Origin of the sequence: Bacillus sp. JAS24-2 (assembly GCF_008274905.1) — a bacterium.
Taxonomy (GTDB): domain Bacteria; phylum Bacillota; class Bacilli; order Bacillales; family Bacillaceae_G; genus Bacillus_A; species Bacillus_A cereus.
Map to the genome: position 1 here is coordinate 2,004,889 of NZ_CP031068.1, position 13,523 is coordinate 2,018,411.

The window sequence follows — 13,523 nt, forward strand, 5'->3', positions numbered from 1 at the left end:
AATACATGACATCTAAAGTCATTCAAGTGCCTCCTCAATATCGTGGTATTAATATTGTATGAAATCTTACAATTTCATATTCAAGTGAAAAATATGTGAACGTTAACAAAATTGTAAAGTGCAAAAATTACAATCATTTTGTATAATAGAAGAAACCACCGTTATATAAAAAATAATGAGTGAAAGGGGAGGGAACATAAATGCCAAATTGGTTTAGAAAAACCTTAGTCGCATTAATTACCGTATTTACATTTGGTTTAGTGACGCCTCCTTCCATATTGCTTGATAATGCCAAAGCTGCGGACAAGCCTACGAGCACAGCTGGGCAACAAAGTTTGGAGAGTACGTCCTATACATATGAAGAAACGAATGACAGGTTAACCACCGATACTTTTATTACTTATGCGATGCAAGAAGCAGAGAAGCAGTCGATGCAAAAGTTTGGTACTAAAATTGGTCCAGTAATTGAAGATGAATTTAAAGATGTAATATTACCAAAGATTGAAGAGGCAATTGCTGAGCTTGCTAGTGATGTACCAGAAGATTCACTACAATCATTAGCGATTTCTCAAAAACCAGCTGGTGGGAATAATGAAAAGATTTTTCATGTCTACGATACGAAATCAGGAAATGATTTATTGCGTTTCCATGTAAGAAGAGATCATCCACCGCAAGATGGTTATTATTTTAATTTCCATTATCATCGTTTTGATGATGGATACTCAGGACATCATGAGTTAGGAAATATTTATTGGAATACGAATGTACCGCCGAAATGGCTTTCTTAAAAAGAACAAGAGAAAATCTTGTTCTTTTTTATTTTTATAGAAGGGACAGACAACCATGTTGTTGAATAACATAGGTTTAGAAAAAAGAAGCAAAGGGAGTATGGGAATGCAAAAATATATTGTTTTTGACTTTGATGGCACATTAGTAGATTCACAAAATATATTTGTACCAATTTATAATCAAATTGCTGAAAAGCACGGATATAAAACGGTAAGAGAAGAAGAAATTGAGTATTTACGCAAGTTAACGATGGCGGAGAGATGTAAACAACTCGATGTACCACTGTATAAACTACCGATATTAGCGCTGGAGTTTTATAAATTGTATCAACCTGCTATAAAAGATCTTATTTTGTTCCATGGGATGAAGGAAGTATTAGATGAACTACATAAAAAAGGCTACGGAATTGCAGTCATATCATCGAACTCAGAAGAGCATATTCGGGCGTTTTTACAAAAGAATGATATAGAAAATATACAAGAAGTGTATTGTTCTAAAAATTTGTTCGGTAAAGACAAGATGATAAAAAGATTTTTAAAATCGAAAAAGATAACAGAGAAAGATATGTTATATGTCGGTGATGAACAGCGAGACGTAGCAGCGTGTAAAAAGGCTGGAGTGAACGTAATTTGGGTATCTTGGGGATATGATGTTATTGAAACAGTGAAAAAAGATGCACCAGATTACATGGTTCATAAGCCGATGGAAATTGTGCAAGTAGTACAAGGAGCGTATTCTTAATATGAATACACTGCGAGCAGGCATTCATCATATTGAATTTTGGGTAGCAAATTTAGAGGAGTCCATTTCTTTTTATAATAAGTTGTTTTCCATAATTGGGTGGAGAAAGTTAAATGAAGTAGCATATAGCACAGGAGAAAGTGAAATATACTTTAAAGAAGTAGATGAGGAAATTGTAAGGACGTTAGGGCCTAGACATATTTGTTATCAAGCTATTCATAGAGAAGTAGTTGATGAAGTAGCAGATTTTCTTTCTAGTACGAAAGTGAAGGTAATACGTGGTCCAATTGAAATGAATCATTATTCGGAAGGTTACTATACGATTGATTTTTACGATCCGAATGGATTTATTGTAGAAGTTGCCTATACACCAAATGCAGAAATGTAAGGGGAATAGATATGAAGATAATTACAGCACGGCAAAGCAATATACAAATAGTAAAAGATGCAGCGAATATTGAAGAAATTTCTAAAGGTTTCTCTCCAGATAAGAAATATATAATTACGAATGCAAATAATGAAAAATATTTATTTCGGACAGGCGATATAAAAGAGTATGAAAGAAAGAAAATAGAGTTTCAAATTTTAAATGAAATAGTAAAACGTAACGTACAGGCACAAAGGCCAATTGAAATAGGTATATTGGAAGAAGAAGGTGTATGCTATAGTATTTTTTCATATTTAGAAGGGGAAGATGCGAAGAAGCTATTGCCTACGTATTCACCAAAAGAACAATATGATATTGGTATAGAGGCAGGAAAAGATTTAGCAAAAATGCATACATATGAAGCTCCTAATAATATACTTCCATGGTATGAAAGAGCTATGAAAAAACATAGTAAATATGTAGAGGCATATAAAACATGCGGAATAAACATAAAAAATGATGATAAAATCATAAAGTTTATTGAAGAAAATGAAATATATTTAAAGAACCGCCCGAATCGATTTCAACACGATGATTTTCACTTAGAAAATATAATTGTACGTGATGCGAGATATGTAGGTGTTGTTGATTTTAATGGCTACGACTGGGGCGACCCAATTCATGATTTCGTAAAAATTGCACTGTTTGCAAGGGATATTAGTATTCCGTATTCAATCGGACAAATAGAAGGATATTTTAATGGGAGAATACCAGAGGAGTTCTGGAATTTATATGCGGTGTACGTTGGCATGACAGTTTTCTCCTCAGTTGTCTGGACATTACTAGCAGCGCCGCATATGTTAGATGATATGTTAGAGCGTCTTACTATAGTTTTAGAGGATCATAATAACTTTGAGTTATCGAAGCCAATTTGGTTTCAACCAGATAAGATTGATATGACATAGAAAAGGTAGGTGTGATTCGCACCTACCTTTATTTTTTACCATCAAAATACTTATTTAATTTTCTTAAATGTAAGCGGCTGAGTACTTAATGTAGCTGGTACATGTAACTGAAGGGATGGGAATTCACCACTTACATTCATTTCATAAGCGAATAATAAGCTCATTTTCATTTGGAATAAGTCAACTTTTGTGGAGAAGATGTCGTAATGATGATGCCCTAATTGAATATCCATTTCCATAAATTGTACATATAACGAATCATCTCGTTTGTATACTTGTAATGTTCCGTATGCAGGATGTTCAAAAGTACCAGTATAATCCTCTAACTTGTGCGAAGGTGTAGTCCCTTTAATTTGTTCAGGGAGGGATTCAGTTGCTTCTTTCATCATTTCCTTCATTTTTTTAGTATCTTCTACAGCACGTTTATGCCAATCAATGGATTCTAATTCAAGTAGTTCGTCATAAATTTGATTAGCGAGATAAGTAGGAAGTAATGTTCCTCCAGCATTCGTTAAAATGACAAGGCCTATGTTTTCTGTTGGTATGAATGAAACAAGCGCTGAAAATCCATCGATATTACCGCCATGATGAATCACTTTTTTACCACGATAAGCGCTAATAAACCAACCAAGACCGTAACTATTTAATGGAGATTCAGGGAGTGATAAAACCGGTTGGTCTGGAATTGAATTGTGTGGTGTATACATTTGTTGTAATAATTCAGAGGAGATTAATTCATGATCTCCAAATTTTCCTTCATTTAAGTGGAGAAGTACCCAATTTGCCATATCTTCAATTGTGGAATTAATACACCCAGCAGCGCCAACTGTATCGATGTTACGGAATGGAACTGCTTTTATTTCACCGTCATTTTCAATGTAAGGTAAAGCGTAATCATCTGTAATTTGTGAATCGTTAACAGAGAAGTTTGTATGCCTCATATTTAAAGGTTCTAAAATATGTTCTGTAGTGTATTGCTCCCACGTTTGATTTGTAATGTTTTCAACAATGTAGCTAATTGTTGCATACATTAAGTTGTTATATAGAAATGCAGTCCGGAACGGTGCATCAAGTGGTAAATGTTTTATTTTTTCAACGAGATCTTTTCGAGATAAGGAAGAACTGTACCAAAGAGCCTCATGACGACTCACTCCAGTTCGATGAGAAGCTAAATCCCGTCCTGTAACTTGTGAGCTAGCAAGTAGTTCAGATAAAGTAAAGTTAGGTATATAAGACGGGACAGGAGCATCCCAATTAAACTTTTTTTGCTGTGCTAACAAGCTTAATGAAAGTGTACCAAACGCTTTCGTTGAGGAACCGATTGCGAATCGAGTATTCGGTGTAACAGCCTCTTTTGTTTCTATATTACGATAGCCGAAACCTTCTGAAAGAATAACTTCACCGTCTTTTATAACAGCGACAGCAACACCAGGAACATTTAAATCCTTCATCATTTTTTCAACCGTGGTTTGTAAAGAAGTCATAACAGGTGTTTCAATTTTAGACATATTTCTAACCTCCAAATATAAATTTTGATCTACCGCACTATACTTTCGGTAATAGAAAATGAAAACCTTTTAAAATATGGAAAGTTAATAATTTTGTAAGAATTAGCATAAGAAATTTTATTAATTAAGATTATTAAATTTACCATTTTTCATGTTATGATAAATTCCATATACGATTGAAAGAAGGTTTTCCTACATATGAAACATGCTGAAAATGAATACTTAAATTTATGCCGCCATGTAATGGAACATGGTACGAAGAAAGAAGATCGTACAGGGACAGGAACTGTATCTGTATTTGGATATCAAATGCGTTTTGATTTGAGCAAAGGATTTCCTTTATTAACGACAAAAAGAGTACCATTTCGCCTTGTAGCAAGTGAACTACTTTGGTTTATGAAAGGTGATACAAATATTCGCTATTTATTGCAGCATAATAATAACATTTGGAATGAATGGGCGTTTAAGAGCTGGGTAGAAAGTGATGAGTATACTGGTCCTGACATGACTGATTTTGGTCTTCGCTCACAACAAGATGAAGAATTTAAAGTACAGTACGATGAGCAAATGGAATTGTTTAAAAAGAACGTTTTAGAAGATGATGAGTTCTCAAATAAATATGGTTATTTAGGAGACGTTTACGGTAAACAATGGCGTGCTTGGAAAACGACAGCTGGTGAGACACTTGATCAATTAAAAGATGTAATTGAAATGATTAAAAAAACACCAGACTCACGTCGTTTAATCGTTTCTGCTTGGAATCCTGAAGACGTACCGAGTATGGCATTACCGCCTTGTCATACATTATTCCAATTTTATGTAGCGGACGGAAAACTTTCTTGTCAGCTATATCAAAGAAGTGGTGACATATTCCTTGGAATTCCATTTAACATCGCAAGTTATTCACTACTAACACATTTAATTGCACATGAATGTGGTCTTGAAGTAGGAGAATTTGTTCATACAATTGGAGATGCACACATTTATACAAATCATTTTGAACAAGTAGAAAAGCAATTGGCACGTGAACCACGTCCATTCCCGAAACTTACATTAAATCCAGATGTGAAATCTGTGTTTGATTTTGAAATGGAAGATTTAACGATTGAAGGATACGATCCGCATCCAGCAATTAAAGCACCGGTTGCAGTATAATTGTAGAGGAGATGAAAAAATGATTGTTTCATTTATGGTCGCGATGGACGAAAATAGAGTAATTGGTAAAGATAATAATTTACCTTGGCGTTTACCGAGTGAATTACAATACGTGAAGAAAACAACGATGGGCCACCCGCTTATTATGGGAAGAAAGAACTATGAAGCGATTGGTAGACCACTGCCTGGAAGACGTAATATTATTGTAACTCGTAATGAAGGGTATCATGTTGAAGGCTGTGAAGTTGTTCATTCTGTAGAAGAAGTATTTGAACTATGTAAAAATGAAGAAGAGATTTTTATTTTTGGCGGAGCGCAAATTTACGATCTCTTTTTACCTTATGTAGACAAGTTATATATGACAAAAATCCATTATGCATTTGAAGGAGATACATTCTTCCCAGAAATGGATATGACAAATTGGAAAGAGATTTTTGTAGAAAAAGGTTTAACGGATGAAAAAAACCCGTATACGTATTATTACCATGTATATGAGAAGCAACAATAATAAAAAAGATTGATGTGAGAATTCACATCAATCTTTTTATTTGTATTCACCAATATAAGTTTATAGATGAGATTCGATAGTGCTATAATGATAGGTAGCATGTAAAAATGCTAAAATTTTCAAAAGTACTAATATAGAAAGAGGAGGAGAATCGATTGAGAAAGATATGGGGGATTCTTTTTCTTTGCTTAACATTCATGTTAGTTGGATGTGGTAAAGAAGAAAAACCACAAGAAGCGTTTGATACATATGTAAAAGCGTGGAATAAACAAAAATTTGCAGATATGTATGATCAACTATCAAAAAATGCAAAAAAAGATATTTCAAAGAAAGAGTTTACTGAGAAATATGAAAAAATTTATTCTGGTATCGAAGTGAAAGACTTAAAGGTAGAAACAGGGGAAGTAAAAGAAGATAAAAAAGATGAAGGTCCTGTTCCTTTTAAAGTAAGCATGGATACAGTTGGTGGTAAAATCACATTTGGTCATGAAGCAAAAATGGTGAAAGAAAAAGATGGAGATAAAGAATCTTGGAAAATAGATTGGACTCCTGATTTTATTTTCCCTGGCATGACGAAAGATAGTAAAGTGCGTATGCAGACAACACAGCCAAAACGTGGTGAAATATACGATCGTAATGGAAAAGGTCTTGCAACGAATGGGAAAGCTTCTGAAATCGGATTGATTCCTGAAAAGTTAGGCGATACTGCTCCGCAAACGAAAGAAACAGTAGCGAAGTTATTAAATATGTCTGTAGAAGAAATTGATCAAAAATTAGCTGCTAAATGGGTAAAACCAGGGTATCTCGTACCAATTGGAATTTTGCCTGAAGGGGCAACACAAAATACGTACATTGATTTACCAGGTGTTTCAACAAAACCTGTAAATGTTCGTACATATCCGTTAGGGGAAGCGGCAGCTCATCTGACTGGTTATATTGGAAAGGTAAATGCTGAAGATTTAAAAACGCTACAAAAGAAAGGCTATCAAGCTGATGACCCAGTTGGTAAAGCTGGCTTAGAGCAAGTATTAGAGGAAAAGCTACGCGGTAAAAAAGGTGGCCGTGTCTTTGTAGAAGATGCGCAAGGAAAAGAAATTAAAAATTTAGCAAAAACAGATGCTGTTGATGGAGAAAATGTAACTTTAACTATTGATAGTGTTGTTCAAGAAAAAACGTATAATGAAATGAAGGGCGAAGCTGGTTCAAGTGCAGCAATTAATCCGAAAAGTGGAGAAACAATTGCACTAGTAAGTAGTCCAGCATATGATCCTAATATAATTGCACGAGGGACATCGAAGGCACAACGCGAAGCTTGGAATAATGATCCGAAAAAACCAATGACAAATCGCTTTACACAATTGTCGGTACCAGGTTCTGTATTTAAACCTATTACAGCTGCAATTGGTCTTGAAACGAAAACGATTGATCCAAAAGAAGAGTTGAAAATTGAAGGATTAAAATGGACAAAAGATTCTTCTTGGGGTAATTACTATGTAACGCGTGTGAAAGATGCAAATCCGATTGATTTTGATAAGGCGATGAAATACTCGGATAATATTTACTTCGCACAAGAAGCTTTAAAAATCGGAAAAGACAAGTTTATGAGTGAAGCAAAAAAATTCGGATTCGATGAGAAACTACCAATTGAATATGGATTCCCTGCTTCTAAAATTGCAAATGACGGCATTAAAAATGATATTCAAATGGCAGATACAGGATATGGACAAGGACAAGTATTAATGACTCCTCTTCATTTAGCTTTAACGTATGCGCCAATTGTAAATGATGGAGCGATTCCGTCACCGTATATTATTAAAACAGATAAACAACCAAAAGCTTGGAAAGAAAATGTAATTTCTAAAGGAAATCAGGATATATTAAAAACTGCAATGACGAAAGTAATTAATGATCCAGATGGTACAGGGAAAATTGCTAAAATTGATGGTATGACTCTTGCTGGAAAAACAGGTACAGCGGAATTAAAAGTATCAAAAGAGGCCGAAGGAAAAGAACTAGGTTGGTTCGCTGCATTTGATTTAAATTCACCAGATATGGTCATTACAATGATGATTGAAGATGTAAAAGGTAGAGGCGGAAGTAATATTCCAGCTGAAAAAGTAAAACATGTATTTCAAAAATAATATGTAATAGAAGGCTATCTCTATAAGTTGTAGAGGTAGCCTTTTTATATGAAAGAGTTCTTAATATCTGTATACTAAATTTTAAGGAAACAAAGTAAATCATTAACTTACGAAAAAAAAGTAGCTATTTTTTATTGACATTGATTAAAACTTTTTGTATTATACTTACATAAGGTAAGTTGTTAACTTTTAAAAAATAAATCTTGAATTAAAGATAAAGAGAAAAAAGGGAGAGAATACAATGACAAAAGTACTATTTATTACAGCAAATCCAAATTCAGCAGAAGGTTCTTTCGGAATGGCAGTAGGGGAAGCTTTCATCGAAGCTTATAAAAATGAACATCCACAAGACGAAGTTGTAACAATTGATTTATTCAATACTACAGTACCAGCAATTGATGCAGATGTATTTGCTGCTTGGGGTAAATTTGCAGCAGGTGAAGGCTTTGAAGCTTTAACTGAAGTTCAACAACAAAAAGTAGCAGCAATGAACACAAATTTAGAAACATTTATGAATGCAGATCGTTATGTATTCGTAACTCCAATGTGGAACTTTAGCTATCCACCAGTAGTAAAAGCATACTTAGATAACGTAGCAATCGCAGGTAAAACATTCAAATATACTGAAAATGGTCCAGTCGGCTTATTAGAAGGTAAAAAAGCACTTCACATTCAGGCAACAGGTGGCGTATATTCTGAAGGAGCATACGCAGCTGTAGACTTCGGTCGCAATCACTTAAAGACTGTATTAGGATTTGTCGGTGTAAATGATACTGAATATATCGCAGTTGAAGGTATGAATGCAAACCCTGAAAAAGCACAAGAAATTAAAGAAGCAGCAATTGCTAATGCTCGTGAATTAGCAAAACGTTTCTAATATAGAATGCTTAAAAAGTCCAAACACTTGCTGTTTGGACTTTTTTTCTTCTTTTTCCTTCGTTTGTCTAGTATAATGAAGGTCGGAATGATAATAGGTGGGGGTTCTGTATGATTCAAACGTTTTTTAAAATCTTTTATTTAATTTTAATCGTAATTGCGATTACACCGAGAATGTGGCGTCTTAAAAGACAAGTAAATACGATGGCGCCAAAAGAAAAAGATAATGCTGTGTATAAAACGACAAATTGGTTTGGTAAGAAAATGGTACGTGTAGCTGGAGGGGCAGTAGAAGTGAAAGGACTTGAAAATGTTCCGAAAGACAAGCCAGTACTAGTTGTAAGTAATCACCAAAGTAATATGGATATCCCTGTTTTACTAGGTTACTTAAATAAACCAATTGGATTCGTTTCAAAAGCAGAGATTAAAAAGTTCCCAGTTGTACCAACTTGGATGGAACTTATGAATTGTGTATTTATGGATCGTAGCGATCGTCGTCAATCTCTTCAAGCGATTAAAGATGGAATTGAACTATTAAAGAATGGACATTCTATCGTAATTTTCCCTGAAGGAACGAGAAGTAAGGGTGGCGAAGTTGGAGAGTTTAAGGCTGGTAGTTTTCATCTGGCAGTAAAGTCAGGTGTAGCAATTTTACCTGTAACGTTAGATGGTACATATAAGATGTTTGAAGCGAATGGAAATCGTATGAAGCCAGCTCATGCAACAGTAACAATTTCTAAGCCGATTACACCTGAAGATTATGCGAATATGGATATTAAAGAATTAACGAAGCATACACAGGAAGTTATCGCATCACAATTACATAAGTAATAAAAAAGGATTCAGCTTATAGTAAGCTGAATCCTTTTTTATTATGCTGTAGGTAAGACATAAAAGAGTACACAGAAGAACATCATCGCACTACCACCTAAAACGAACAGGTGCCATATGGCATGGTTGAAAGGTAGCTTTTCCCAAAGGAAGAATATAGCTCCGACAGAATATAAAATTCCACCTGCTAAAAGTAGTGAAAAACCATGTCCAGTTAGATTTTCATAAAGTGGTTTAATGGCAACGATTATGAGCCAACCCATAATGATGTAACATAAAGTTGAAGCCTTTATAAAGCGACGTACAAAGAAAATTTTGAAGACGATACCTCCGATTGCTAGTGTCCATATTATAGCAAGCAACGTCCATCCTAATGGGCCACGAAGTGTAATAAGTAGAAAAGGAGTATACGTGCCAGCAATCAATAAGTAAATGGCTGAATGATCTAAAATAGTAAATATTTTTTCTACTTTAGGATGATGAATGCTATGTAGCAATGTTGAAAACAAGTACAGTAAGAACATGCTTACACCATAAACAGTAAATGCAACTACAGCTGATGCGGTACCGTGCTTAGAAGCATGAATAATCAATATGATTAAGGCAGGGATGCTTAAAATGGCACCGATACCATGTGTAATTGCATTTGCAATTTCTTCTTTTACAAATTGGGTCATTCGTGTCATTTTTTCAGTCATAATGCAAATCCTTTCTACTATCATAAAATAATATGTCATTTCCCTTACCATATCATACACAAGAGCAATAGAAAATGAAATTTGTATAATTGATTATATTTTTGAATTTTTTTGACAAAAGACAATGGATTTGTTGACGTTTTCAAACTTTTTTGACAAAATAAAATTATGTAATAGTAGGACAAGGAAACTACTAATAAAGGGGATGGGGAAATGTTTTCAAATATTGGCTTTCCAGGGTTAATTTTAATTTTAGTAGCAGTACTCATTTTATTTGGACCTAAAAAATTGCCGGAAATCGGGAAGGCTTTAGGGGAAACGTTAAAAGAGTTTAAAAAATCAACGAAAGAATTGACAGATGACGCATTTCAAGAAAAGGAAAAGAAAGAAAAAATGTAGTGTATTTTCCTTGTAATGGATAAATAAAGTGTGGTGAACGAGATGGAAGATCGGGAAATGAGCGTAGTAGAACATATTGTTGAGCTTCGAAAAAGAGTAATATATACGGTGTTATCCTTTGTACTATTTTTAATTATTGGATTTACTTTTACAAAGGATATTTATTTTTGGCTTGTAAAAGATTTACCAATGAAATTAACTGTTCTCGGTCCAAGTGATGTATTGTGGATTTTTTTCTCGATTGCTACAGTATTTGCTATCGTTTGTACAATTCCTTTTGCTGCTATACAAATTTGGTTATTTGTAAAACCGGGTTTACATCCAAATGAACAAAAGATGACAATAATGTATATACCGGTATTGTCTATATTATTTCTCGCAGGTTTATGTTTTGGATATTTCATTGTAATGCCGTTTCTATTTCACTTTTTAACTACGATAGGTAATGAAATGTTTAATACGATGTTTACGACAGAAAAGTATTTTCATTTTGTACTTAATTTAACAGTTCCATTTGCTGTGATTTTTGAATTGCCAGTCGTTGTAATGTTTTTAACTAGTATTGGAATACTTACGGCGGAATTTTTAATAAAAATAAGAAGGTATGCTTACGTAGCATTAATTATCATTGCATCTTGTATATCACCGCCAGACTTTTTATCTCATAGTTTAGTTGCAGTGCCGCTTATTTGTATTTATGAAGTAAGTATTGCGTTATCAAAGGTTGTTAGTAAGAGGAAAAAGAAAAGAGAAGAAATGCAGTCGAAAAGTGCCTCGTTATAAAGGCACTTTTTTATTTATTTGTTATACTATAGCTATAAACGTATACAATATATAGAAGAAAAAAATTATAGAATCTCCAAAATTTAGACAAACTTTGCGCTTTTATAAGCTTATACTAAATGTATTAAACAATTGATGGATAATGAGATTCCCGTCTCAGAGATATTTAGGACGGGAAGGTGAATTAGGTGGAGATGAATAGAGTATAAATCTTCTAGCCATAAGGACTACAGAAATCATATAAGTCTGATTTTACTCCACTTTAAACAACGTGTTACAGCGCAAAGTAGAGGAAGTTCAAAAATCCAATGAAAAAGAGGATTGATATTGTGATTACGAAAAGTTTTTATTTCACTCATTCAACAGGGGATTGCATTAAAATATTCGAAATCCCTGTCCTACAGGCACAGCATCCATTATCGTTTCTAATTCAGTCTCGTCTTCAATTATTTATTGCAAAAATTCAAAGACAAAAACACCCAAGATTTTCGTATTCTTTCCGTGAATATTTACAAAATTGTTTGAAGTGGAATGATTATTTAAATGTATATAAAACAAATACCCTTGAAAAAAATGCATGATACGAAGTACGGACAGGGTTAGTAAACTCTGTCTTTTTCATTTTAGATATGAAAATATAATTAATTTGATGAAATTTCGTTCCAAATTGTTGAAAGCAATGGGAATACTAGTATAATAACAAGGAGAGCGTATTGGAAAGGGAAGAAGTATAGTATGCAAAAAATTAAAATTGTAACAGATTCAACGGCAGATTTATCACAAGACGTAATCGAAAAGTATGACATTCATGTTTTACCATTATCAATCTCTGTAAATGGACAAACATATTTAGATCGCGTTGATTTACAACCTGACGAATTTATTGAAGAAATGATTAAATCAGAGGAATTACCAAAAACATCACAACCAGCTATGGGTACATTTGTAGAAATGTATGACAAGCTAGGGGAAGATGGAAGCGAAGTCCTTTCTATCCATATGACAAGTGGAATGAGCGGTACTGTAGCAACTGCAAATAGCGCTGCATCAATGACTGATACAAAAGTAACAGTTGTTGATTCTCAATTTATTACACATGCTTTAGCATATCAAGTAATTGAAGCTGCAAAAATGGCAAATGACGGACGCTCACTAGAAGAAATTTTAAAACGTGTAGATGAAGTAAGAAAGAATACTCGTTTATATGTAGTAGTGGATACATTAGAAAACTTAGTGAAGGGTGGACGTATCGGTAAAGGAAAAGCGTTTATCGGTTCGCTACTTAATATAAAGCCAATTGCTAGTCTTGAAGAAGGTGTTTATAATCCTGTAACGAAAGTTCGTAGCCAAGGCCAAATTGTAAAAACATTAGCTAAGTTATTTGAGCAAGATACGGCTGGAAAAGTCGTAAAAGCTGTTGCAATTCCGCATGCGAAAGCAATTCCTTTAGCTGAAAGTATGAAAGCGGCGGTTGAAAAAGTGAGTGGATTTGCTCAATCAGAAATTTTCTATACAACGCCTATTATTAGTACTCATACAGGTCCGGGCGCAATCGGATTTATGTATTTAGCAGAGTAATAAAAAAGCTACTTGAAAATATATTTCAAGTAGCTTTTTTATGTAAATAGAAAGTAAGAAATAAGAAGAGCTACACAGGCACTACCGCTAATGATATAGCGAGTCTGTAAATATTCATTCATAGAAAACACCCTTTATCCCGCTATTTGCGGACAGTAAAACTCTCTACCTCAAATTTAGCTGG

At 34.0% G+C, this 13,523-nt stretch carries 15 protein-coding genes; 13 read left to right on the forward strand and 2 right to left on the reverse strand.

From position 1 onward, the window contains the following. Positions 1-200 precede the first annotated feature (200 nt). The 4 genes from DN407_RS10500 to DN407_RS10515 all read left to right on the forward strand — a co-directional run bounded on the left by DN407_RS10500 (position 201) and on the right by DN407_RS10515 (position 2,862). The gene (locus DN407_RS10500) at positions 201-788 is read left to right on the forward strand and encodes a YpjP family protein (protein WP_001134421.1); all 588 of its coding nucleotides are present in this window, start codon (positions 201-203) and stop codon (positions 786-788) included. A 106-nt stretch (positions 789-894) separates the two neighbouring features. Then, on the forward strand, positions 895-1,530 hold the full coding sequence (locus DN407_RS10505; RefSeq protein ID WP_001987851.1) for an HAD family hydrolase: 636 nt from the start codon (positions 895-897) through the stop codon (positions 1,528-1,530). A 1-nt stretch (position 1,531) separates the two neighbouring features. Next, positions 1,532-1,918, forward strand: coding sequence for a VOC family protein (locus DN407_RS10510; protein WP_001094668.1), 387 nt, complete (start codon positions 1,532-1,534; stop codon positions 1,916-1,918). A gap of 11 nt (positions 1,919-1,929) precedes the next feature. Beyond that, on the forward strand, positions 1,930-2,862 hold the full coding sequence (locus DN407_RS10515) for an aminoglycoside phosphotransferase family protein (RefSeq protein ID WP_149216229.1): 933 nt from the start codon (positions 1,930-1,932) through the stop codon (positions 2,860-2,862). Between the two features lie 50 nt (positions 2,863-2,912). Here DN407_RS10515 and DN407_RS10520 read toward each other — a convergent pair whose 3' ends face one another. Beyond that, positions 2,913-4,370 (reverse strand): serine hydrolase, encoded by a 1,458-nt coding sequence (locus DN407_RS10520; protein WP_149216230.1) that lies wholly within the window; start codon positions 4,368-4,370, stop codon positions 2,913-2,915. Between the two features lie 198 nt (positions 4,371-4,568). Between DN407_RS10520 and DN407_RS10525 the strand changes: the two genes are divergently transcribed. From DN407_RS10525 to DN407_RS10545, 5 genes are all read left to right on the forward strand, one after another. Further along, positions 4,569-5,525: a thymidylate synthase gene (locus DN407_RS10525; protein WP_000679609.1), complete on the forward strand. Its 957-nt coding sequence runs from the start codon at positions 4,569-4,571 to the stop codon at positions 5,523-5,525. Between the two features lie 19 nt (positions 5,526-5,544). Continuing rightward, the gene (locus DN407_RS10530) at positions 5,545-6,033 is read left to right on the forward strand and encodes a dihydrofolate reductase (protein WP_149216231.1); all 489 of its coding nucleotides are present in this window, start codon (positions 5,545-5,547) and stop codon (positions 6,031-6,033) included. Positions 6,034-6,188: 155 nt separating this feature from the next. Then, positions 6,189-8,174 carry a penicillin-binding protein 3 gene (gene pbpC, locus DN407_RS10535; RefSeq protein ID WP_001227246.1) on the forward strand — a complete coding sequence of 662 codons (1,986 nt, stop codon included), beginning with the start codon at positions 6,189-6,191 and terminating at the stop codon, positions 8,172-8,174. Positions 8,175-8,415: 241 nt separating this feature from the next. Further along, positions 8,416-9,051, forward strand: coding sequence for an FMN-dependent NADH-azoreductase (locus DN407_RS10540; protein ID WP_000170025.1), 636 nt, complete (start codon positions 8,416-8,418; stop codon positions 9,049-9,051). A gap of 110 nt (positions 9,052-9,161) precedes the next feature. Further along, positions 9,162-9,881: a lysophospholipid acyltransferase family protein gene (locus DN407_RS10545; RefSeq protein ID WP_000616577.1), complete on the forward strand. Its 720-nt coding sequence runs from the start codon at positions 9,162-9,164 to the stop codon at positions 9,879-9,881. Positions 9,882-9,922: 41 nt separating this feature from the next. Here DN407_RS10545 and trhA read toward each other — a convergent pair whose 3' ends face one another. Continuing rightward, positions 9,923-10,579, reverse strand: coding sequence for a PAQR family membrane homeostasis protein TrhA (gene trhA, locus DN407_RS10550; RefSeq protein ID WP_000136889.1), 657 nt, complete (start codon positions 10,577-10,579; stop codon positions 9,923-9,925). Positions 10,580-10,792: 213 nt separating this feature from the next. Between trhA and DN407_RS10555 the strand changes: the two genes are divergently transcribed. The 4 genes from DN407_RS10555 (at position 10,793) to DN407_RS10570 (ending at position 13,339) form a co-directional block, all read left to right on the forward strand. Next, positions 10,793-10,978 carry a twin-arginine translocase TatA/TatE family subunit gene (locus DN407_RS10555; protein WP_000492443.1) on the forward strand — a complete coding sequence of 62 codons (186 nt, stop codon included), beginning with the start codon at positions 10,793-10,795 and terminating at the stop codon, positions 10,976-10,978. Between the two features lie 42 nt (positions 10,979-11,020). Next, positions 11,021-11,761 (forward strand): twin-arginine translocase subunit TatC, encoded by a 741-nt coding sequence (tatC, locus tag DN407_RS10560; protein ID WP_000390120.1) that lies wholly within the window; start codon positions 11,021-11,023, stop codon positions 11,759-11,761. A 329-nt stretch (positions 11,762-12,090) separates the two neighbouring features. Then, positions 12,091-12,342 carry a DUF2535 family protein gene (locus tag DN407_RS10565; RefSeq protein ID WP_000629013.1) on the forward strand — a complete coding sequence of 84 codons (252 nt, stop codon included), beginning with the start codon at positions 12,091-12,093 and terminating at the stop codon, positions 12,340-12,342. Between the two features lie 154 nt (positions 12,343-12,496). Next, complete coding sequence (locus DN407_RS10570) at positions 12,497-13,339, forward strand: DegV family protein (protein ID WP_001169472.1); 843 nt, start codon at positions 12,497-12,499, stop codon at positions 13,337-13,339. Positions 13,340-13,523: the final 184 nt, after the last annotated feature.

Excerpts from the sequence above, each read along its gene's own strand:
- DN407_RS10510 (WP_001094668.1), top strand. The coding sequence starts at position 1,532 with ATGAATACACTGCGAGCAGGCATTCATCATATTGAATTTTGGGTAGCA.
- DN407_RS10520 (WP_149216230.1), bottom strand. The coding sequence starts at position 4,370 with ATGTCTAAAATTGAAACACCTGTTATGACTTCTTTACAAACCACGGTT.
- trhA (WP_000136889.1), bottom strand. The coding sequence starts at position 10,579 with ATGACTGAAAAAATGACACGAATGACCCAATTTGTAAAAGAAGAAATT.
- DN407_RS10515 (WP_149216229.1), top strand. The coding sequence starts at position 1,930 with ATGAAGATAATTACAGCACGGCAAAGCAATATACAAATAGTAAAAGAT.
- DN407_RS10525 (WP_000679609.1), top strand. The coding sequence starts at position 4,569 with ATGAAACATGCTGAAAATGAATACTTAAATTTATGCCGCCATGTAATG.
- DN407_RS10540 (WP_000170025.1), top strand. The coding sequence starts at position 8,416 with ATGACAAAAGTACTATTTATTACAGCAAATCCAAATTCAGCAGAAGGT.
- DN407_RS10545 (WP_000616577.1), top strand. The coding sequence starts at position 9,162 with ATGATTCAAACGTTTTTTAAAATCTTTTATTTAATTTTAATCGTAATT.
- DN407_RS10555 (WP_000492443.1), top strand. The coding sequence starts at position 10,793 with ATGTTTTCAAATATTGGCTTTCCAGGGTTAATTTTAATTTTAGTAGCA.
- DN407_RS10530 (WP_149216231.1), top strand. The coding sequence starts at position 5,545 with ATGATTGTTTCATTTATGGTCGCGATGGACGAAAATAGAGTAATTGGT.
- DN407_RS10570 (WP_001169472.1), top strand. The coding sequence starts at position 12,497 with ATGCAAAAAATTAAAATTGTAACAGATTCAACGGCAGATTTATCACAA.
- tatC (WP_000390120.1), top strand. The coding sequence starts at position 11,021 with ATGGAAGATCGGGAAATGAGCGTAGTAGAACATATTGTTGAGCTTCGA.
- DN407_RS10505 (WP_001987851.1), top strand. The coding sequence starts at position 895 with ATGCAAAAATATATTGTTTTTGACTTTGATGGCACATTAGTAGATTCA.
- DN407_RS10500 (WP_001134421.1), top strand. The coding sequence starts at position 201 with ATGCCAAATTGGTTTAGAAAAACCTTAGTCGCATTAATTACCGTATTT.